19 protein-coding genes are annotated in these 20,882 nt (G+C 70.8%); 7 read left to right on the top strand and 12 right to left on the bottom strand.

Going from position 1 to position 20,882, the window contains the following annotated elements; all coding sequences use genetic code 11:
• The 3 genes from ACFFRH_RS43335 to ACFFRH_RS43345 all read left to right on the top strand — a co-directional run.
• Window positions 1-270 (top strand): zinc ribbon domain-containing protein (locus tag ACFFRH_RS43335; RefSeq protein WP_386163978.1); only part of this gene is annotated, 270 nt, incomplete at its 5' end.
• Window positions 271-679: 409 nt separating this feature from the next.
• The gene (locus tag ACFFRH_RS43340; protein ID WP_344748730.1) at window positions 680-2,020 is read left to right on the top strand and encodes a pectate lyase family protein; all 1,341 of its coding nucleotides are present in this window, start codon (window positions 680-682) and stop codon (window positions 2,018-2,020) included.
• Window positions 2,021-2,440: 420 nt separating this feature from the next.
• Window positions 2,441-3,961, top strand: a complete 1,521-nt coding sequence (locus ACFFRH_RS43345; RefSeq protein WP_344748731.1) for a condensation domain-containing protein — start codon at window positions 2,441-2,443, stop codon at window positions 3,959-3,961.
• Between the two features lie 589 nt (window positions 3,962-4,550).
• Here the strand turns inward: ACFFRH_RS43345 and ACFFRH_RS43350 are convergent.
• A complete protein-coding gene (locus tag ACFFRH_RS43350) occupies window positions 4,551-5,483 on the bottom strand; it encodes an AraC family transcriptional regulator (protein ID WP_344748748.1) in 933 nt (310 codons plus the stop codon).
• Window positions 5,484-5,618: 135 nt separating this feature from the next.
• Between ACFFRH_RS43350 and ACFFRH_RS43355 the strand changes: the two genes are divergently transcribed.
• Window positions 5,619-6,434: an NAD(P)H-binding protein gene (locus ACFFRH_RS43355; RefSeq protein ID WP_344748732.1), complete on the top strand. Its 816-nt coding sequence runs from the start codon at window positions 5,619-5,621 to the stop codon at window positions 6,432-6,434.
• 103 nt (window positions 6,435-6,537) lie between these two features.
• On the opposite strand, the gene ACFFRH_RS43360 is transcribed toward ACFFRH_RS43355, so the two are convergent.
• The 5 genes from ACFFRH_RS43360 to ACFFRH_RS43380 form a co-directional block, all read right to left on the bottom strand.
• Window positions 6,538-8,052 carry a ricin-type beta-trefoil lectin domain protein gene (locus tag ACFFRH_RS43360; RefSeq protein WP_344748733.1) on the bottom strand — a complete coding sequence of 505 codons (1,515 nt, stop codon included), beginning with the start codon at window positions 8,050-8,052 and terminating at the stop codon, window positions 6,538-6,540.
• A 265-nt stretch (window positions 8,053-8,317) separates the two neighbouring features.
• Window positions 8,318-9,160, bottom strand: a complete 843-nt coding sequence (locus ACFFRH_RS43365; protein ID WP_344748734.1) for a hypothetical protein — start codon at window positions 9,158-9,160, stop codon at window positions 8,318-8,320.
• Complete coding sequence (locus ACFFRH_RS43370) at window positions 9,160-9,957, bottom strand: MerR family transcriptional regulator (protein WP_344748736.1); 798 nt, start codon at window positions 9,955-9,957, stop codon at window positions 9,160-9,162. The genes ACFFRH_RS43365 and ACFFRH_RS43370 overlap by 1 nt, the downstream gene beginning before the upstream one ends.
• A gap of 140 nt (window positions 9,958-10,097) precedes the next feature.
• The gene (locus ACFFRH_RS43375; RefSeq protein ID WP_386163982.1) at window positions 10,098-12,191 is read right to left on the bottom strand and encodes an NACHT domain-containing protein; all 2,094 of its coding nucleotides are present in this window, start codon (window positions 12,189-12,191) and stop codon (window positions 10,098-10,100) included.
• A 62-nt stretch (window positions 12,192-12,253) separates the two neighbouring features.
• Complete coding sequence (locus tag ACFFRH_RS43380; RefSeq protein ID WP_386163984.1) at window positions 12,254-12,520, bottom strand: hypothetical protein; 267 nt, start codon at window positions 12,518-12,520, stop codon at window positions 12,254-12,256.
• A 145-nt stretch (window positions 12,521-12,665) separates the two neighbouring features.
• On the opposite strand from ACFFRH_RS43380, the gene ACFFRH_RS43385 reads away from it, so the two are divergent.
• On the top strand, window positions 12,666-12,986 hold the full coding sequence (locus ACFFRH_RS43385) for an ArsR/SmtB family transcription factor (RefSeq protein WP_344748739.1): 321 nt from the start codon (window positions 12,666-12,668) through the stop codon (window positions 12,984-12,986).
• Window positions 12,987-13,023: 37 nt separating this feature from the next.
• A complete protein-coding gene (locus ACFFRH_RS43390; RefSeq protein WP_344748740.1) occupies window positions 13,024-13,479 on the top strand; it encodes an SRPBCC family protein in 456 nt (151 codons plus the stop codon).
• 58 nt (window positions 13,480-13,537) lie between these two features.
• Here ACFFRH_RS43390 and ACFFRH_RS43395 read toward each other — a convergent pair whose 3' ends face one another.
• Window positions 13,538-14,536, bottom strand: coding sequence for an ABC transporter substrate-binding protein (locus ACFFRH_RS43395; protein WP_344748741.1), 999 nt, complete (start codon window positions 14,534-14,536; stop codon window positions 13,538-13,540).
• Window positions 14,533-15,303: a GntR family transcriptional regulator gene (locus ACFFRH_RS43400; protein ID WP_386163987.1), complete on the bottom strand. Its 771-nt coding sequence runs from the start codon at window positions 15,301-15,303 to the stop codon at window positions 14,533-14,535. Before ACFFRH_RS43400 ends, ACFFRH_RS43395 begins: the two co-directional genes overlap by 4 nt.
• Window positions 15,304-16,020: 717 nt before the next feature.
• Here ACFFRH_RS43400 and ACFFRH_RS43405 point away from each other — a divergent pair.
• Window positions 16,021-16,200: a hypothetical protein gene (locus tag ACFFRH_RS43405; protein WP_344748744.1), complete on the top strand. Its 180-nt coding sequence runs from the start codon at window positions 16,021-16,023 to the stop codon at window positions 16,198-16,200.
• Window positions 16,201-16,270: 70 nt separating this feature from the next.
• Here ACFFRH_RS43405 and ACFFRH_RS43410 read toward each other — a convergent pair whose 3' ends face one another.
• From ACFFRH_RS43410 to ACFFRH_RS43425, 4 genes are all read right to left on the bottom strand, one after another.
• On the bottom strand, window positions 16,271-16,915 hold the full coding sequence (locus ACFFRH_RS43410; RefSeq protein WP_344748745.1) for a hypothetical protein: 645 nt from the start codon (window positions 16,913-16,915) through the stop codon (window positions 16,271-16,273).
• A 124-nt stretch (window positions 16,916-17,039) separates the two neighbouring features.
• Entirely contained in the window at window positions 17,040-18,590 is a 1,551-nt protein-coding gene (locus ACFFRH_RS43415; protein WP_344748746.1) for an AI-2E family transporter, read from the bottom strand.
• Between the two features lie 118 nt (window positions 18,591-18,708).
• Complete coding sequence (locus ACFFRH_RS43420; RefSeq protein WP_344748747.1) at window positions 18,709-19,923, bottom strand: hypothetical protein; 1,215 nt, start codon at window positions 19,921-19,923, stop codon at window positions 18,709-18,711.
• Window positions 19,924-20,033: 110 nt separating this feature from the next.
• Window positions 20,034-20,882: dolichyl-phosphate-mannose--protein mannosyltransferase (locus ACFFRH_RS43425; protein ID WP_386163990.1), on the bottom strand; the 849-nt coding region annotated here is incomplete at its 5' end.

Raw genomic sequence — 20,882 nt, forward strand, 5'->3', positions numbered from 1 at the left:
AATCGCAGCATCCTGGACGCGGGCTGGGGGGTGTTCCTGACGATCCTCCGCTCGAAGGCTGAAAGCGCCGCGAAGGAGATGATCGCGGTGAACCCCGTCAACACCTCCCGCACCTGTGCCCGATGCGGGCACTGCGCGAAGGAGAACCGCCCCACCCAAGCCGAGTTCCACTGTCAGCGGTGCGCACACGTCGCGCACGCCGACGTGAACGCGGCCAAGAACATTCTCAGGGCAGGGCTTGCCCTTCGCCACGTCGCGCAAGCGGCTTAACGAGAAGCCGCTCCCTTCAGGGAGCGGAGGAGTCACGAGGTTCGTCCATGTCCCGCGCCGACGCGTGGCGCCCGCGCGCCGGCGATGAAAGTTTCCTCGGCCCCGCGTGCGCAGGTGGGGCCGAGGGCGGGCCGTGAAGGGTCTTCGCGGCCGTCCCAAGCGGGCCCCGCCGGGGGACGAACTCTCCCTCTCACCAGCCGAAAGACGCCGGCGGCGGGCACCGTGGGCGTGATCGGACCCTCGGCGGGGACGGGTGTTCCCGCGCGCCGCGGCGGGGGGGTCACGCCAGGCCGGGAGCGGGCGCCTTGACTTGCATGGTCGAGCGAACTTGGCTCATTGAAACCACGTGAACGACCTGGGGTTTCAAGGTGCCCGGCTCCGCTCCGGCGCCCGGGAAGGAGGCAGGAAGATGACCTTGCGACAACGGCGCCTGGCGTTTCTCGGGGGTGCGGTGGGAGCCCTCTGTCTGGCGGCGGGCCTCGTCACGGCACCGGCCTCCGCGGCGGCGGGCTGCCAGGTCGCCTATTCGGTGGGCTCCCAGTGGAACGACGGGTTCAGCGCGTCCGTCTCGATCACCAACCTGGGCGACCCGATCACCGGCTGGCAGTTGAAATGGTCGTTCCCGGCCGGACAGGCCGTGACGCAGGGCTGGAACGCGACCTTCTCCCAGAGCGGCGGCACGGTGACCGCCACGAACGCCTCCTTCAACGGCGACCTGCGGACCGGTGGCGTCGCGCTGATCGGCTTCAACGGAAGCTGGAGCGGGTCCAACCCCGCGCCCACCTCCTTCACCCTCAACGGGGTCGCGTGCACGGGGTCGGTCACCGGCTCGCCGTCGCCGAACCCGACGCCCACCCCGACACCGACGCCCACCCCGTCCACCCCGCCGGTCAACACCACCGGCCTCGTCGGCTGGGCGACCCAGGGCGGCGGCACGACCGGTGGCGGCAACGCGGCCACCACCACGGTGACGAACTCGTCGGCCCTGACCAGCGCGGCCTCGGGGACGGGCGCGTCCGTGATCCGGGTGTCGGGCACGATCTCCTGCTCGGGCATGCTGAGGGTCGGCTCCAACAAGACGATCATCGGTAACCCCGGCGCGGCGATCGTCGGCTGCGGCCTGAACGTCTCCGGCGCGTCCAACGTGATCATCCGGAACCTCACCTTCAGGAACTGGAACGACGACGCGATCAACGTCCAGAACTCGACCCGGGTCTGGATCGACCACAACACGCTGTCCAACGGCTACGACGGCGCCATCGACATCAAGCGCGCCAGCGACTACGTCACCGTGTCGTGGAACCACCTGTACGCCCACGACAAGGCCATGCTGCTCGGGCACAGCGACGACAACGGCGCCGAGGACAGGGGTCACCTGCGCGTGACCTACCACCACAACCGGCTCGACGGCATCACCCAGCGCGGCCCCCGGGTGCGCTTCGGCAATCCGGTGCACGTCTACAACAACTACTACTTCAATGTCAGCGGGTACGGGGTCGCCTCCACCGAAGGCGCCGGCGTGCTGGTCGAGGGCAACTACTTCGAGAACGTCGGCGACCCGTTCCACCTGGGCGAGGCCGCGTCCGGTCCCGGCACCCTGGTGGCCCGCAACAACTATCTGACCGGTTCCGGCAGCGGGCAGCAGGGTGGTTCGGTGGCTTCCATCCCGTATTCCTACAGCCTCGACGCGGCGTCCTCCGTCAAGTCCGTCGTCATCTCCGGTGCGGGAGCAGGAAAGATCAATCTTTGAACGACCGTGAGGCCGATCTCCAGGAGCGTCTCACCCGCCCCGGCCGGTGTCCGTGCCCCACGGGGCCGAACCGAGGAAGTGCCGGCCCGGGGCGGGGAAGAGAGGAAGACGAAGATCGCTTGGCGCCTTGACGCTCCCGATGGTGCTCCTTAGCATTCTCCCACCGATATCGGGAGCGGGCCGATCGGTGACGACTCTCGACATGGCACTCGATCCACCAATTCGGTCGGGTGCCATATTGGTGTGCGTCTCGACGGCAACGTGGTGGGCGGGGGGAGTCGGCTCGAACGAGTCGTTCGGCCGCGGCGGGCATCGCCGGCGCGGCGGTCGGCTCGCCAGGTTCATCCCCCAAGTCGGACCACACGCCGGGTTCTGTGCGGTTCCCGTGCGAGGCGGACCGCGATGACCGGTGGTCGGAAGGTGAGTGACCTGAAGGTCTGCTTCTCGGGTCCCCGGTCGGGGCGGTGGCCCATAACGGTCGGTCAGAAGAACGTGCTGGAGTGGATCCGTCCGGACCTGCCGGGGCCGGCCGACATCCTGTCGACGATGGTGCGCGTGCCCCGGGGAAGCACCATGGACGCGGTCGGCGCGGCTCTGGGCGCGCTGATCGGGCGCCAGGAGGCGCTGCGGACCCTTGTGCGCGACGGCGAGCAGTTCGTGCGCGCGTCGGGAACGCTCGTCGCCGAGGTGGCCGAGGCCACGGGCACCGGCCACGGCTGGTTCCCGCCCGGCCGGGCCTTCGATCCCGCCGTCGACCTCCCGATCAGGGTGAGCGTGGTGACCCGGTCGGGATCCCCGTTCCTGGTCGTCCTGCACGTGTCGCACGTGGCGGCGGACCTGTCGGCGATGACGATCCTGCGCGCCGAGCTCGCCGCCCTGCTGGCGGGCCGGTCGCTTCCCGTCGCCGCGTACCATCCCGCCGACCAGGCCGTCTACGAACACACCCCGGCCGGGCGGCGCCGGCTGGAGGGCTCGGTCAGGTACTGGGCCCGCCAGGTGGCCGAGAAGCCGTTGTGCGCGCTCGGCCTGCCCTCGCGTTTTCCCGGCGCCCGCGGCCATCATCACGTCCTGCTGGGCTCCCGGCCCGCCGCGAAGGCACTGGCCCACGTCGCGGCGAACACGGGCGCGCGGCCGTCGGCGGTCGTGATGGCCGCGTTCGCGGCGCTCCTGACGAGCTGGACCGGAGCCCCGGAGTGCCAGCTGCACTGCCTGTGCAACAACCGTTTCTCCCCGGAGCTGCGCGACTACGTCGGCACGGTGGCCCAGGAGACGATCATCCCGTACTCCGCGTCGCCCTCGTTCCTGCGGTCGGTCTCCCAGACGAACGCCGCGGCCCTGGCGGCCTACAAGTACGGCCGGTACGACCCGGCCCGGCTGTCGGAGGCGAAGGGCGAGGCGGAACGGGCCCGAGGCATGCGCTGTCACCGGGACGTGGTCGTCAACAACACGACCGGCCACTCGCAGGTGATCCTGCCGGAGGCCGGAGTGGAGCCCGGTACGGGCGACCGCGTGTTCGGCGCCCCCGCGGAGTTCGACGTCTACCGGCTGGACGGCACGCTCGGCTGCGGACTCGGTCTCGACGCCCGCCTGGCCACCGCCGACGAGACCGCCGCCCTCCTCGGCGGGGTCGAGCGGCTCATCGTCGCCGCGGCCGGCGGCGACGTCGATCCGGCGGACTTCGGCATCCCCCCGGCGCGACGCGGGCCGGGCTGGATACGTACCCGCTCGTGCTGGATCGACCTCGCCGGCGTCCAGGCCGCGGCGGACCTCGCCCTCGGCCCCGGCGTCGCGCGGATCGAGGCCGTCGGCGACGAGCTCGTCGCCCGGGTCGGGCGCGACACCGACGTCTCCGCCGCCGCCGAGGCGGTGGTCGACGCGGTCCTGCGCGAGGGACGCCACGGCGTGGTCGCCCCCGGCGACTACGTGCGGACCGTCGGCTGAGGACGACCGGCGCGGTGACCCGGGCCTCCCGGGCGAGATCTCGCCGGATGGAGTCCCACGGTCCCGGGTGTGGCGACGGTGTGGAGGTATGGGGCAGGTAGCGTGCAAACCATCGTGCGGATGAGGCATCGCCCTTACCGTCGCGAGGTATGCAGACAGCCTGGCGGCGCGGGTCCTGTTCGGCGACGGCTCGTTTCCCGTAGTCGACCCGCGGCTCGCGGACCTGGCGATCGACCGCCCCCACCGGTGACGCCGACCGGCTCGCCCCGGTGACGGGCGGGCGTGAACGCGCGCAACCCTGTGCGGCCGACCAACGCCGCAACGGGTTCCGTCGGTCGGGATCGGGACCTTCCCCGTCCGGGCGGCTCAGGATGTCGTCAGGTAGCCGGCGAGTCGGTGCCGCAGGGCCTACCAGGCCTAACCCCCTGATGCTCTCCATCGGCCGCCACCACGTCCGGCCGCGGCCCGCCCCGTCCCCGGGGTCTCCGAGCCACCTGCGGGAGGCGCCCCTCCGACCATGCGGGACGACCGGCCCGCCCTCCCGGACGGCACCGGGGGCATGGGCGCGATCGTGTTCTACCGGCGCCCTTCAGGCGTTCCGCGGGGCGGGCCCGGCGCGGCCGGCGCGGTCACCGTTTCCGATGCCGTCACCGTTCCCGGCGCCGTCGCGGTAGGCGCTCGGGCTCACGCCCAGGACGCGTTTGAAGGCCGAGCTGAAGCCGAACGCGTCGGAGTACCCCACCCTGCGGGCCACCGTGGCGACGGTCGCGGCGGGCTCGGCGAGCATGTCGGCGGCGAGCGCCATCCGCCACTCCGTCAGGTACGTCATCGGCGGCTCACCCACGAGTTCGGTGAACCGCCTGGCCAGGGTGGTGCGTGAGACGCTCGCGGCGGTCGCGAGGGAGGCGAGCGTCCACGGCCTGGACGGGTCGTCGTGGATGGCGCGCAGCGCCGGTCCGGCCACGTCGTCGCTCAGGGCGGCGTACCAGCCGGGGCTGACCGCCTCCGGCCGGTCGAACCAGTCGCGCAGCGTGCACACCAGCAGCCAGTCGAGCAGCCGGTCCAGCACGATCTGGTGCCCGGGGCGACCGGAGAGGAGCTGCGCCTCGAGGTACGTGCCCATGGTGCCGCAGTCGTGATCGTCCGGCACGACGAGCACGGGGGGCAGCACCCGGACCAGGCGGCGGGCGACCTCGCCGTTGACCCGGTACGACCCGGCCAGCAGGATGGTCTGACCGGTGAGGTCCCCGGCGCCGTCGCCGGGGACCTCCAGCGCCGGACGCGGTGTCTCGGTGTCGGCGAACACGAACGGCTCCGGCCCGCGCACGATCGCCGCCTCGCCCAGCCGCACCCGCCGGGCGTCGTCCCCCTGGACGATCCAGCCCTCGCCGCGCAGGGGGACGCAGAGCGTCAGGGAGGGGCCGTCGGCGAACCTGAGCGCCCACGGCGGCGACAGCACCGACGCGCCGAAGACGGAGCCCTCGCCGCGCACCCCCCGCAACAGGTCGTCGTACGGGTCCATGGCGCTCACGATAACCGGACGACCGGGCGGGCGCGGCGTACGCCCGGGGAGGGGCCACGACGACGGGACGATCGGACAGGTGCGGCGTACGCCCGGCCATGGGCGGGCGGCTCCCCGCGCGGTTGGCTCTGTGACATGAACGAGATCCTGATTCTTGGCGCGACGGGCAAGACCGGCCGCAGGCTGGTGCGGCACCTGCGCGCGACGGGAGAGCGGGTACGGCCCGCGTCCCGCTCCAGCGAGGTGCGGTTCGACTGGTCGGAGCCCGCCACCTGGGAGGACACGCTGCGAGGCGCCGAGGCCGTGTACCTGGTGGCGCCCGACGACCCCGCCCCGGTCGGCGACTTCGTCAAGCGGGCCACGGACGTCAGGCGTTTCGTGGTGCTGTCCGGCCGGAGCTTGGACCTGGTCGGCGAGGACTTCGGCCAGGGCATGGCCGCCGCGGAGCGGGCCGTGCGCGACTCGGGGGCGGAGTGGACGATCCTGCGGGCGAACAACTTCAACCAGAACTTCGACGAGGACCTGTGGCACGCGCCGCTGCGCGCGGGACGGCTGGCGTTGCCGATCGGCGACGTGCCCGAGCCGTTCGTCGACGCCGACGACGTCGCCGCGGTCGCCGCGGCCGTGCTGACGGGGGACGGGCACGCGGGGCGGACGTACGACCTGTCGGGGCCGCGTGGGCTGACCTTCGGCGCGGCCGTCGAGGTCATCGCGCGGGCCGCGGGCCGGTCCATCGAGTACGCCGAGCTGACCCCGGAGGACTACCGGGCCGAGCTACACGCCCAGGGATACCCGGTGGCCGCGGTCGACGCGCTGGACGCCCTGTTCGCCCTGCACCGCGCCGGTCACACGGCCGAGCCCGCCGACGGGGTCCATCGGGTGCTCGGCCGCCCTCCGCTCGCGTTCGAGGACTACGTGAACCGGGTCGCCGCCACCGGCGCCTGGGCGTGACACCGCGGACGCGGTGAGCGGTCGGCCCCGGTGTCACTTCTGGTGAGCGTTCTCACCGCGGGGGCGGTGAGAACGCTCACCGCCCCCGCGGATCCGCGGACGGTCAGCCGCGCCGCCACTTCTGGTTGGCGCCGCCGTTGCACTCCCACAGCTGCAGCGGCGTGCCGCCACCACCGAAGCCGGTGACGTCCACGCACTTGTTGGCCTGCGGGTTGACCAGGTCACCGGCACCGCTGAGGACGAACTGCTGGGCCGGGTTGCCACTGCAGTTGGCGAGCTGGATGGCGGCGCCGTTGGCGGTGGAGCCCCAGGCCACGTCCATGCAGAGGCCGAAGGCGCGGACGGTGCCGTCGCCGGGGAACGTCCAGTTCTGCGCGGCGGTGCCGTTGCAGTCCCACAGCTGCAGGCGCTGCCCGTCGGCGCCGTTGCTGTTGGGCACGTCGATGCACCTGTCCTGCCAGCCGATGAGCCGGCTGGTGTTCCCGCCCCCGGTGGTGGTCAGGCTCAGGCCGTACGCGCCGAGGATCTCGTTGACCGGCTGGTAGAAGGTGTTGCCGCCGGTCGAGCAGTTGCCGGAGCCGCCGGAGGTGACGCCCTGCGCCTGGTCGCCGGTGATCCAGGCGCCGCCCGAGTCACCGCCCTCGGCGCAGGCGCTGGTCTGGGTGAGCCCGTAGACCAGGGATCCGGAGTAGTTGACGGTCACGTTCTTGGCCTGGATGACGCCGCAGCGCCAGCCGGTGGTGCGCCCTGAGCGGCAGATGGAGGCGCCCACCACGGCCTCCTGGGAACCCGCCACGGCGACGTTGCCGCCGCCGTAGTTGTTGACCCACGGGCGGGGCGTCCAGTTCCCGTTGGTACGGACCCAGGCGTAGTCGTTGCCGGGGAACGACGAGCCGGCGAAGGTGCCCTGGCTGACGTTGTTGTAGCCGAGGGTGGGGCTGCCGGTGCCGCCACAGTGCCCGGCGGTGACGAAGCCGCCGTTGTTGACCGCGAAGCCCACCGAGCAGAGCGTGTTGCCGTTGATGACGTACTGGTCGCCGCCGCGGATGTCGTACAGCGGCTTGGGCGCCTCGCCGACGGAGATCCGCACCTCGGCGGCGTCGACGGCGCCCGCCTTGACGAACCGTTCGGCGGCGGCGCGGTCGGCGGCCGACACCACCACGGTGTTCGCGGCGACGTCCACGTACCAGCTGTGGATGTCCTTGCCCGCGACGTCGGCGGCGCGGTCGAGCGCGGCCTTCGTGGTGGCGAGCTGCTTCTCGCTGCGGGGGACGGGCACCGGCAGCGCGCCCGCCGCCCGGACGAGGTCGGCGTCCCCGTTGTTCAGGACGCCGACGCTCAGCCGTCCCTCGCCGGGGGTGAACCACGCTCCGGCGAACCGGCCGGCGAGGCGGCTGCGAAGCTGCCGCTCCACCACGGTCGCCCCGGCCTCGTGGGCCTGGCGGACGCGAGCCTGTGTGGGGGTCAGGCCGAGGTCTCGCTTCATCGCCTGCTCGGCGGTGGCCACTTTGGACGGGTCGGGGCTGGGGTCGGGTACCGCGGCGGCCTGTGCGGTCGCGGAAGGGACGACGAGCGCGGCGGCGAGCACCGCCACGCTGGTCAGCACGGTGAATCTCACGGCTGGTCCTTTGGGGGCCGGGGGGTGGACGAGGCGTGAGAGCGCTCTCTCGAAAGAAACTTTTCATTTGTCGCGGTCGAAGTCAATATCAACTCTGACTGCATATGACTGAATCTGATCAGAATTTTCGGCGACCGTGAGCCCACGCTGAGCGACCGGGGTCACGGACGTCAGCGGTTCAGAGCGCGTCAGGACGCGTCAGGGTGCGCCGTGTCACGGGGGATCGCAGGGGGCGCGGGGTGTTCGGCGGGGTCTCCGGGGCGCGTCAGGACGCGCCGTGCCGCGCGGAGGATCGCAGGGCCCCCAGCAGGACGTCCGGGGTGTCGGTGAAGAGGCGGATCGTGGTGGCCTCTGCACGGCCGCCGAGGGGACGGACCACGGTGACCGGCTCGGTCAGCTCGACGACCACGTTGGTCTGGGAGGACACCACCACGCTGAGCCGCGAGCCCGTCAGGGTGACCATGCCGCTCTCGTTGTAGTCGCGCGACAGCCGCACCGAGGAGATCAGGTCGCGGGGGACGCGCAGGTCGAAGTACACCCCGGAGCGGACGCGCAGCTCCCCGGGAGTCACGACGTGGGGACGGGTGACGCCGGCCGCGCCGAGCATGAACACGTACACGATCCCGTAGACGTCGGCCACCAGCACCGCGACGCGCAGCCCGTGCGGCACGTCGAGCGCCCTCAGCAGCAGCTCGATCCCCACCGTCTCCACGACCATCACGAACAGGAACACCAGCAGGATCGGCGACTGCTCCCGCGCGTACGGCGCGGCGGTGGCGCCGGGCGGCACACCGTCGCGGCGGCGCGCGATCCACAGGGCGATGCTCGCCAGGCCCTTGATCTCGAATCCCACGAGCCTGCGCACCTGCACGGGCACCAGGAGGCGGAAGGTCGCCACGAGCGCCGCCCGCCGGTCGGCGCCGCCCCGGCGCTCGGCCCTGAACAGCCGGTACGCGGTCACCACCTCCAGGACGAGCATCGACGCGACGACCAGCTCCGCCACCACGATCACCGGGCCGGGCAACGGCACCCCCGACACCAGCAGGACCACGAGCAGCATCTCCACGGGGATGACGGCGAACAGCGCGGCACGGGCGGCCCGAAGCATCAGGTTCTCTCCCTCAGTGTCGTCATGACCAGCTGGAACACCTCGGCCTGGGCGGGGGAGACCTCGGCGTACATCGTCTCCAGCCACCGCCCGCCGTCCGGCCTCTCCGCCGGGCCGGAGCCGGGCGGGCGCGGGGGGCCGGGGGGCGGGTCCAGGTTCGCGACCATCGCCGCGGCCATCTCGCCGGGGAGGTGGCCGACGAGGTCGGCGGCGAGCGCGGCGACGCGGGGATCGCCGGGATCCGCGTCCGCGAGCTCGTCCAGCCGCCGGTAGAGGTCGTGTCCCCGCGCGAGCGCGTCGGGTTCGGTGAGCGGGCGCATCAGGTCGAGCACCTGTGCCCGGCCCGACGGGTCGGCCACGGTGTCCACCAGTGCCAGCAGTTCGCGGTCGATCTCGGCGAACCTCGACCCCGTGGCGGGAAGGTCGCGGAGCACCGCCGCCATCGCGGGGGAGACCATCGAGTCGGGGTGCGGGTCCGCCTCCGCCAGCAGCGCGGCCAGCCGGTCCCGCCTGGCGCCGATCGCCTCCTGCTGCCTGGCCAGGTCCGCGTCCAGTTCCACGAGCACCTCGCGCAGCTCCTTGCCCCGGTCGTCGGCGAGCACGTCGCGGATCTCGTCCAGCGACAGGCCGAGCTCGGCGAGCCGGCGCACCCGGGCCAGGACGACCGCGTCGCGCAGCCCGTACTCCCGGTAGCCGTTGGCCAGGCGTACGGGCTCGGGGAGAAGACCCAGGTGGTGGTAGTGGCGCACGGTCCGGGCGGACACCCCGACCAGCGCGGCGAGCTCGCCGATCCGCATGCCCTCATTAGAAACGTTGACGCTACGGCAAGGTCAAACCCGCGATCGATGTCCGTTCCGGCTCAAGGCGGCCAGAGCGGAGCCGCTGGGCTGGAGAGTGTCAGATCGATCCGGACGATCCGGGGTGGAGTTGTTTGAATTCAGGTGGCATTTTCGGTGGATCTTGGTGTTGTGGCCGTGCCGCTCGGTGCGGGGAGAGCCGCAAGGTGGTCTTGGAGTTCGGCGTGGCGGAACTGGTAGATCGGGCCGACGGTGCGGAGCAGCCCGAGGCGGTGGGCGTCGTCAAGGAACGCCATCAGCTTGCGGGGGAGATGCTTCTTCTTGGCCAGTCGCCAGACGGCGATGGTGTAGGCCAGCCAGGCACGGTGGTTTCCCTTCGCGATCCCGAACGCGATCCCGGCCGCGATCCCGATCGCGATCCCGACCGTGAGCCCGTCCGCGATCCCACCGGCGATCCCGCCCGCGATCCCGAACGGGAGCCCGAACGTCATGGTTCGCAGCAGTGTCAGGGTTCTGTCGGCTTTCCAGCTCGTCAGCGGTGTGGTCGCGACCGTGGAGGACGCGGGCTGTTCCGCCCACTCCATGACTCCGGCCGCGAGCACGGCCGCGAGCACGGACGTGAGCACGACCGCGAGCCCGACCGTGAACCCGGTCGCGAGCCCGATGGTGAGCCCGACCACGAGCCCGGCCGCGAGCACGACCGCGAGTACGCCCCCGAGCACGTTTCGCATGTGTTCGATGAGGTCGGCTGGGCTTCCCGGCAGATGAAGATCGGCATGCCCGGGGGTCTCGCTGAACCAGGTACCGCCCGCGAGTCCGGCCGCGATCCCGAACCCGAGTCCGATCATGACCCCCTCCCTGATCCCGCCCGCGAGTCCGACCGCGAGTCCGACCGCGATCCCGCTGAGGAGTCCGACCTGCCAGGTGACGCGGCGGCGTTCGCCATGGGGGATGGTGTGTTGGGCGAGGTGCCACCAGGCCAAATCGTAGGTGTCGTGGTCTTGCAGCACGCGGGCCAGGTACGTCAGGTGGTCGCGAGCGCGGTCGGGGTTCCAGGCGATGCGGGGCCGGAAATGGCCGGCGGGGCTGCGGCTGGGGAGGCGGTCGTTGATGACGGCGGCGATGAGATGGTCGAACAGGTGAGCCCGCAGCGTCGCGTCCTGCTGGGCCAGGGGGCCGGTCAGCGGGACGGGGTCGGCGGCAGGGGTGATGTGGACGGTGCGGATCAGCCACAGTCCCAGCGCGGTTTCCGCCAGCCGACTCAGGCCTGGGCGGGAACCGTCACGCAGCGCGGCCCAGATCGGGGCCCAGTCGTGGCGGGGCGTCGGTGGCAGGGTGGTGCGCAGGTAGGTCTCGGCGTCGTCGGGAGTGATGGCGGCCGGAGCGATGACCGCGGCGGCGGTCAGTACGTCCCCGGCCTGCCTGACCGCTTGGTCGTATTCGGTGGTGCGGCTGGTGAGGATGAACTGATCGCCGGAGGCCAGCCACCGATTCAACGCCGAGATCACCGCGATGCGGGCTTGTGGCGGAATTTCGTCCAGGCCGTCCAGGATGGGCAGGATGTGGCCGTGATCGAGCAGAGCCTTGGCGGCGCCTGTCCCGAACTGCGGGGCGGTCAATGCCGGGTAGTCCGAAGGCAGGCGGGTGGCGAGCCAGTCATGCAGCCGCAGATGGGCGGTGGTGTCCCAGCCGTTGACGGGTACCAGCACCGGCACCGGATCAGCCTCGTCACGTTCCGGGCTCGCCAGGTGCAGCAGCAGTTGGATGGCCAGGGTGGTCTTGCCGCTGCCGGGTCCCCCGGTGATGACCAGCCGCCGGCGCCGCAACCCTTGAAAAGCACGAACCAGCTTGGGGATCTGGTCGCTGGATCCGCTGAACGTCAACAGGTTCTCGCCGACCAGCCGGGGATGGTCCATCACCCCGGCGTCGTCGACCAGGTGCCAGGAGATCGGGATCGGCTCGGGATCATCCAAGGACCGGATGGCCGCCTCGGTACGCCACTGCTGGAAGACCAGGCCGGTCAGCGCTTTCTTGGCTGCTGCGATGGTTTCTTCGGGGTCGGTCGGCGTCGGGGTTGAGCGGGCAAGGCGGTCGGCGAGCATCCCGTAGAGCGTCAGGGCGAGGCTGCTCAGTGCGAGGAACGCGCCGATCACGCTGGCTGACTGGTCGGCCACTTCCAGCTTGTCCCGGGTGAACAGGTAGAAGCTCATCGCACTCACCGTGGTGATGAACACGATGAAGCCGATCCATTTCAGAACGCGTCCTGACATGACCTCATCATTCCGTGACCGCAAGATCACATGAAGCGATACAAAGTGTGCGGGCACGGTGTGATCGGAATCGTTAGGCGGCTGTCACTCACTGTGGAACGGGCTGAGACGGCGGCGGGGATGTCCAGCCACTCGCAGGCCCTGGTGAAGGCCTCGGAGACGAACACCTTCCCGCCGTCGACGACGATCGTGTTCGGGACGATCGCCGGCTTGGCCGCCGCCGGCTCCATCCGCGCGTCGATGTTCACCAGCCGCGCGTGCGGCAATCGAGAGGCCGACATCCGCAATGCCATCGCTTACCCGGGCTGCCACCTTGATCCGAACGTTGCGAGGTCCGCTGCCGTCCATGGCCGAACGCTGCGGGGATCACCCGACCCGGACGCTTGATACTTAAGTAGATGCTTGACTGTTTGCGCCTTGCCTGCAACACTTAAGTACATGCTTAACCAAGGTGCTTCGCTGGACCGGGTGTTCCAGGCGCTGGCGGACCCGACGCGGCGCGAGATGGTCGAGCGGCTGGTTCGCGGGCCCGCGTCGGTCGGCGAGCTGGCCCGGCCCCTGGCGATGTCACTGCCGGCGGTGATGCAGCACCTCCAGGTGCTGGAGGCGTGCGGTCTGGTCAGGACCGAGAAGGTGGGCAGGGTCCGGACCTGTCACATCGAGCCCGGCGCGCTGCGCGCGGCCGAGAGCTGGATCGCCGGGCAGCGCACCACCTGGGAGCACCGGCTCGACCGGCTCGGCGACCTCCTGAACGAGTGAGCCGGGATGTTCGCAACCCAGAACCAAGGAGAAGACCATGACCGATCGTTCCGTCACGCATGCCTCGTTCACTCTGGAGCGGGCGTACGCCGTCCCGCCGTCGCGCGTGTTCGCCGCGTGGGCCGACCCCGTGGCGAAGGCCCGCTGGTTCGGCGTTCCCGACGGGAAGCACGAGCTCGACTTCCGGGTCGGCGGCAGGGAGGTCAACCGCGGCGGCCCCGAGCACGGTCCGGGCATGACGTTCGAGTCCTCGTACCAGGACATCGTCCCGGACGAGCGGATCGTCTACACCTCGACCCTCTCCTCGGGGGACGACCTGGTCACGGTGTCGTTCACGACGGTGGAGTTCGTCCCCGAGGGCGAGGGCACCCGCCTGGTCCTCACCGAGCACGACGCCTTCCTCGACGGCCACGAGAAGCCGGAGTGGCGGGAGCACGGCACCGGCGACTGGCTCGACGCACTGGAAGGGGAGTTGCGGCGGCCGGGCTCGTGACGACGAGCGCGACCGGTTGGCATCCGGTTCTCCACGCCGGGTCACACGGTGTCGAGATTCAGGCCGCCACAGGACCGTCGGACTCCCACCTGACAAGCGTCGATCTGTGGCCGAGCTGCGTACCGGTGTAGGGATCGATCTTGAACGTGCCGAACAGCGTGGTCGTCTCCAGCGACGCGGCAGCCGACCACAGGGCGTCGCGTTCCGTGCCGCCGACCGCCTTCGCGCAGTGGGTCGCGATGATCGCGGCGGCCACCGCCTGAACGGCCGGATAGTCGGGGAGCGTCCCGGCGCGGTCCTGGTAGGCGGCGAGGAAGTCAGGTTCGCCGATGCCCACTTCGGCCGAGTATCCGGTGCCGGGGAACCATTGCCCGACCCCGTAGATGCCGTGGGGGTCGTCGAGTGCCTGGCCGAACTCGCGGACGCCCGCCGCCACCGCGCACACCAGCTGTGGCGGCGTTGGCAGTGATCTGGCCCGCTTGATCGTCTCGATGTCCTCTTCGAAGGCGCCGGCGCAGAGGAGAACCCAGGCGCCTTCAGCTGTCTGCGGCAACTCGTCCCCGAGGCCGAGCCGGACCGTGTCGATGCCGAGGGAACGCGCGATCGCCTCGGCACCGGCGGTCACCTGCCGGCCGAAACTGCCCTTGCCGCAGACGATCCGTACGGGGAGCGTCTCGGGCCCGGCCAGATGCCGCAGGAATGGCTCCGCGTATCGGCTGGTAGGCGTGAGCACCGAGACGACGTGCCCGGGGTGGGCCGCCTCGACATCGTCGCCTGAACCGCCGTGGTTCCAGATCAGGCGGCCGAGCTCGGCGGCGACGTCACCGGCCCCGCGCGTCAACTGAGTCGAGTACGGGCCGAGCAGGATGTCGCAGCGATTCGACAGCTCGCGGAGGGACGCTCGCAGGACTGCGGGGTCGCTCTGGTCGTCCTGGATCACCAGGTCCGGCGCGCTGTTCGAGGCGTGCCAGATCTCCAAGCCGAGACGGGCCTGTTTGCCGAAGCGAGCATGCTTGCCGGAGAGGGACAGGCAGGCGCCGATGGTGAGTGCCGTCACCGCATCCTCACTTCGTACCGGAACTCGTGGCTGTCCGCGGCCGCGATCGACTCTTGAACCTCCAGTGGCCGATCCTCGGAGTCGTAGACCGTCCGCAGGACCCGGACCACCGGCACGCCTGACATGAGGCCGAGTTCGGCCGTCTCTTCGCCGGTCGGCATGCGGCACACCAGGTCTTCGATGCTGTGGCTGACCTGGCGGCGGATCGGGCCGGTGGCGTCTTCGATCACGGCGTGGACGCCGCCCTTGATCCTGCGTGGTTGAGCGACAGCCGTGTCGGCGACCATGTCGGCAGGGTAGTAACTGTCGCACAGCGCGACGGGCGAGCCGTCGACGAGGAACGTCCGGCGGCGCACGACGACCTGGTCGTCCTCGTCGAGCCCCAGGCGAAGGGCGATCTCAGCGGGTGGATCCATGGTGACGACGTCGCGTATGCGCTGCTCGGGTGACATGCCCTGCTCGCGTACCTGGGCGTCGAAGCCGGGGAGTCCCGCCTCGCGGTGCGTGCGGTAGTTCGATCCGCTGATCAGCAGCCGGACGCGGGGTTTGGGGCGGACGAACACGCCCTGACCCTGATGGGTGACGACCAGCCCTTCGGCCTTGAGCAGGGCGAGGGCTCGTCGGACGGTGGGCCGGGTGGTGCCGTACCTCTGGGCCAACGCGTTCTCGGAAGGGAGCTTCTCGCCGAACGCGCGGTTGCCCGCAAGGATCTCGGCACGCAGGTCATCCCTGATCCGCTGATACGGGAAGGCCGGGCCTTCAGACATGCATCCGAGGATACAAGCCAACTTGGATTGCCAAGTGGTCTTATTTTTGAGGTGAACTTGTAATTCCAAGTAACGGCATGATCATTCATGCCGACGCTTGGGCAGGAGGTCGGCATCGGTCAAATGATCGCGCTGGCCTGAAACGGGTCGGGCCCGGCAGGCGCCGCGAACGCCGTACCGGACCCTTGATCAGGAAGGCTCTCCTGATCCGTGAACAACCCTGATGCTCCGGTTCTCGACCGGCCCACAGCGAGCGGCCGTGGCTGCTTCGCCGACATCCCACCCCTGCCGATGGGCTGCGCCGACTGCGGGCACGCCCCCTACGCGCACGGCTGCCCCGGCCGATCCGCCGACCACGACTACGCGCAGCCGTCCGGAGAGCTGAGGCCGAGCGCCTCGACGCGCGCCGCCGACTCGGCCTCGGCCGGATCCTGCCGACCTTCGAGCCCGCCCGCGAGGTCATCGCGCAGCCCACACCCGCACCCCGCCAGGCCGGCCCCGAGGTGATGCCGTCGCGCGTCCGGCCCGCCGGGCGCACCGACACCCGCCGGCCGATGACACCCGCCGCCCGCCCGCACCGGCCGGTCGAGACGCGACAAGACCGCGCGGTCCGCCTGGCGCCCCGGTGCTATCACCGCCCTCCAGCACCTGCGGACCGAGCTGCACACCCACCGGATCCATCCCGCCATCGCCTATGACGAGGGTCGGCCTCGCCTCGTGATCGGCGCCGACACGCTGACCATCTGGGCTGATCACGAGGGCATGTTCTTCTGCTGGGGCACCATCCACCTGGAGGAACCCGCCGACCACGCTCCGGCCGACGACCTGCCGTGGGTCGCACGCCGGATCGCCGAACGGCTCGGCGGACACTACACCGAGCCGACCACGGCTCCGTGAGCCGCGCGACGGCACGGGCGACTGACCTCCCGCGCCGTCGCGTTCACAATTCCCCGCTGCCGGGGACGGGTCAGATGTCGCCGTTCTCGATGGCCTGCTTCAGGCCCGCCTGCGTCGCCTCGTGGGAGGAGACGCCGCCCGCGACGACGAAGTCGATCAGCGTGGTGTCGGCGTCGAAGGTGAGGTACTCGGTGACCTGGGTCTTCTCGGCGGTCAGCTTCTTGAAGACGATCTTCTGGTGCGTGACGACGTTGGGCAGCGACCAGGTGTCCGTCTCGTAGTAGAAGTCGTCCTGGTCGATGCGCTGCTGCGCGTGTGTGTTGCTGACGACGATCGAGCCCTCGTACGGGATCTCCTCGACCGCGGTGAAGTTGTTGATGCGCTTGCCGAACTGGGTCCAGCTCTGGTGGGTGACGACCCGCTTCAGGAACGAGTGCATGCCGAGATGGTTGTTGATGTCCGAGTACGCCGAGAACACCCGCTTGAGGGGGGCGTTGATCGTGATGGAGATGCTGTCGTTCGCCCGGCTCCGTCCCGACCCCGGGAGGGGCGGCGTGTTCTTGTAGAACTCGTAGGTGTCCCAGGCGGTCTGCCACTCGGCGGCGAGCTGGGGGTCGCTGTCGGGAGTCTCCGCGCGGGCGGGGCCGGAGAAGGTGGTCAGGACGAGGGCCGCGGCGAGCAGCTGGGCCGAGAGGAGTCGAAGGTGCTTCTTCACGTGTACCCCAAGGGGAGGCAGTAAGTACAAGTGATCTTTTATCGCATCTTGTCGTGATCTCGGCACTTTTGCGGCGAAGAGGCGAAAAAATCTTTTTGTGATGGTATGTACGGATGGGTGAGGGTCAGGCCTGTTCCTGCCGGGGCATGACCACCTCCCGCACGATGAGCAGGATGGCCGCGGCCAGCGGGATGCCCAGCAGCGCGCCCACCACGCCCAGCAGCGCACCGCCCAGCAGCGCGCCGACGATCGTGGCGAGCGGTGGCACGTCGACCGAGCTCTTCATCACGGCCGGGGCGATCCAGTAGTTCTCGATCTGCTGGTAGATCGTGAAGAAGATGAGGCAGACGACGCCGACGGTCGGGGAGACGAAGAACCCCACCAGGGAGGCGACCCCCGCGCCGATGAAGGCGCCGACCAGGGGGATGAGGTCGGTGAGCGCCACGATCAGGGCGAGCGCCAGGGCGTACGGGACCTGCATGATGCTCAGGAAGAAGAAGGTCGTCACACCGGCGATGAGCGAGATGATCAGGTTCCCGGCGACGTAGCCGCCGATGCTGTCGATGATCTGGTCGCCGAGCAGGGTCGCCCGGGTCCGGCGGGTGCGGGGGACGAGGCGGTAGGCCATCCGCTTGAGCGACTTCAGCGATCCCAGGAAGTAGAGCGTCAGCACCAGCACCGTCAGCGAGTTGAAGACCGCCCCGATGAGGACCGTCCCGATGCCGAGCACGCCGCCGAACATCTGGGTGCCGAAGTCGCCGCTCGTCACGTACGTCTGGAGCTTCTCCAGCAGCTGGAAGCGCTGGTCCAGGTCGCGGATCATCGGGTTGTTCTGCAGCTCCTGGACGTACTGGGGGAGCTGCTCGACGAACTGGGCGGACTGCGTGGTCAGCGGGGGCACCACGGCCAGGCCGAAGCCGACGAAGACGAGGATGACGCCCAGGAAGACGGCGGTGATGGCCGCCACGCGCGGGACGTTGCGCCGCTGGAGGAACTCGACGGCCGGGTTCAGGCCGATGGCGAGGAACAGCGAGACGATGATGAGGATCAGCACCGAGCTCGCGCTCATCACGGCCTGCACCAGCCACCAGGCGGTGAGCACGCCCAGGGCGGCGGTGAAGCCGAACACGAACGGGTTGTTGCTCATCGAGCGCCCGGGACGGCCGAACGGGAGGCTCGTCGCGGCACCCGAGGGCGGCGTGGCCGCGTCGGAGGAGGAGACGGTGGCCGTGCCCGCGGGCGCGGCCCCGCTCGCGGGAGCGCCGGACCCCGCGGGCGGGAGGTCCGGCAGGATCAGGGGGCCCGCGGAGGTCAGGATCGGCTCGGGCCCCGCGGGCTCGGCGGCCGGTCCGGCCGACGCGGCGGCCTCGGCTCCGGCCGATGTGGCGGCCCCGGCCGGTCCGGCTGACGTGGTGGCCGCGGCCGGTCCGTCCGGGGAGGCGTCTCCGGTCGGTCCGGCTGAGGAGGTGGTTCCGGTCGAACCGGCCGTGGAGGTGGCTTCGACCGGTCCGGCCGAGGTGACGACCCCGGCCGGTTCGGCCGATGTCGCGGGCTCGGCGGTTTCGGCCGCTGGGGCCGATCCGGCCGGTGTGACCACCTCCGCGGACGGAACGCCGGGGGCGGGCGGGGATGTCGCCGCCGCTGTGGCGCGGTCGGCGGAGATGGGCTCGGGCACCAGCGGCCACTGCCCTTTCCAGAGAGAGATAGTCGGCTTTCGCCAACCATACTTTCCCTGGTCACCGTACGGTTCCCGGCGCAGGAGCACGGAAGGGACGAGAGGGGCGGGAGCGCCGTCAGGGCATGTTGACGTACTGGCGGGGGCGCAGGGCGTGGCTGCGCAGCGCGGCCAGCGCGGCGGAACGGCCCGCGGGGGTGAGGCGACCGTCGACCCGGAGGCCGAAGGCGTCCAGGCGCCTGCCCAGCTCGGTGAGCGAGGCGTCGACCTCCAGGGTCTGCCACTCCGCGCAGTCGATCACGGCGGTGACGTGGTCGCGGTCGGCGGGGGCGCCGTCGGCGAGCAGCATCAGCGCCACCTCCCTGGCCGAGGCGCGGAAGCCGTTCTCCCCCGACGCGGGGGCGAGCAGGGCGGCGGCCGCGGTCTCCCAGAGCAGGTCGGCGTCGCCGAGCAGGCGCTCGCCGGCCGGGGTGGTCACCAGGCGCCTGCCGGTCTGGCGCAGCGCGCCCATCTGGTCCTGGGCCACCTCGCGGACGGCCGCCAGCTCCGCGCCGCTCCAGGTGCTCTCGGCGAGCACGGAACGGGCGAGGTTGTGCCGCTGGGTCAGCGGGATGCCCTCGGGGCGGCGGCCCACGGTCAGCAGCCAGCGCAGCGCCCCCAGGTGGGCCTCGTCCGGTGCGGGGATGGGCGCGTGCAGCCGCACCTCGAAGGGCTGGGCGAGCTCGCGCCAGGCGGTGCCCCGGCCGAGGACCCAGCGGTTGAGCCGCTCGCCCTGGACCCGGTGCAGCCAGTTGTCGCCGCCCAGCTCGGGGCGGGACGTGGTGAGCCAGTGGCTGGTGAGCTTCTGCCGCTCCGCGGGATCGGGGACGAGCTCCCCGGAGACGATGGCCAGCTCCAGCGCGGCCGAGCAGGCGCCGTGCGCGCCCAGCTCCTCGGGGCCCATGATCGAGCTCCACCGCAGCTCGGGCACGTCGGGCGGGAGCACGCCCGTCGCGTCCAGGGCGGTCTGGTACGCGGCCATTCCGGCGTCCTCGCCCAGCCGGGCGTAGGTGCGCAGGATCTGGGTCGTCGTGGACGACGAGCACAGGGCGGCGTAGCGCTCAAGGCCGCCCAGCCGCAGCAACCGGCCCAGCGCGCGGGCGATCGCCGGGCGGTCTCCGGTGACCTTGCAGGGCAGGGTGTACCAGAGGAACTCGCACACGTTGAGCTCGGTGATCGTTTCCAGTGGCTCGCCGCCGGTCAGCCAGTCGATCGCGCTGCGGGCGTGCTCGGCGGAGGCGGGCTCGGAACGCTCCAGCTCCGACAGGAGTGCGGCCACGTCCGGTGCAGGCATGCTTCGAAGTCTGCCGTATGCGGGCCTGCTCTGACGATGGACGTGGCGTAATGGATCCTGCACGGTGCCTACCCTAGGAAATGTCTTCTAAGTGGCTCATATGCGGACGCTCAGATCCAGCCCTTCTTGAAAAGCATTCGTGAACTCCACTCGGCGTACGGGACGATCTCGGCGGTGAGCACCGGGTAGAGCCACCAGAAGTTGACGAGCGCGAGCAGGGCGAAGGCCCCCACGACCGCGGCGCCGACGATCCGGCGCCCCTGCGGGGCGCTCGCCGGGCCGATGATCAGCCCGGCCGCGAGCACGATCGCGAGGATCATGAAGGGGACCATGGGGATCGCGTAGAACAGGAACATGGTCCGGTTGTCGGCGATCGCCCAGTAGAACCAGGGGAGCCAGCCGGCGGCGTAACCCAGGAGCACGGCTCCGGCGCGCCAGTCGCGGGTGGCGACGTACCAGGCGACCATGGCGATGAGGGCCGCGAGGCCCCCGTACCAGATGACCGGGGTGCCGACCCCGAGGACGGCCTGCGAGCAGCTGTCGGCGCCGCAGGCGCCCTTGGGGCTCTCGTAGAAGAACGCCACCGGGCGCAGCAGCAGCGGCCAGGTCCAGGGGTCGGACTCGTAGTTGTGCGGGGTCGCCAGCCCGGTGTGGAAGCCGAGCACCTGGAAGTGGTAGCTCAGCCACGACCGGAACGAGTCGAAGACGAAGAACGCCGGGCCCTGCGAGGTCGCCTGCGCCCAGTTGCGGCCCCAGCCGCCGGCCGAGACGAACCAGCCCGTCCAGGAGGCGATGTAGGTGACCGCGGGCAGCAGGACCATGGCCGACAGGGCGCTCGGCAGGTCCTTGCCGAAGACCCCCGCGTACGGCCTGCGCAGGCCGATCGCGCGGCGGGCGCCGGCGTCCCAGACCAGGGACATCACCGCGAAGGCGACGAGGAAGAACACCCCCGACCACTT

It is taken from the genome of Streptosporangium vulgare (assembly GCF_042428775.1).
In the GTDB taxonomy this organism is placed as follows: domain Bacteria; phylum Actinomycetota; class Actinomycetes; order Streptosporangiales; family Streptosporangiaceae; genus Streptosporangium; species Streptosporangium vulgare.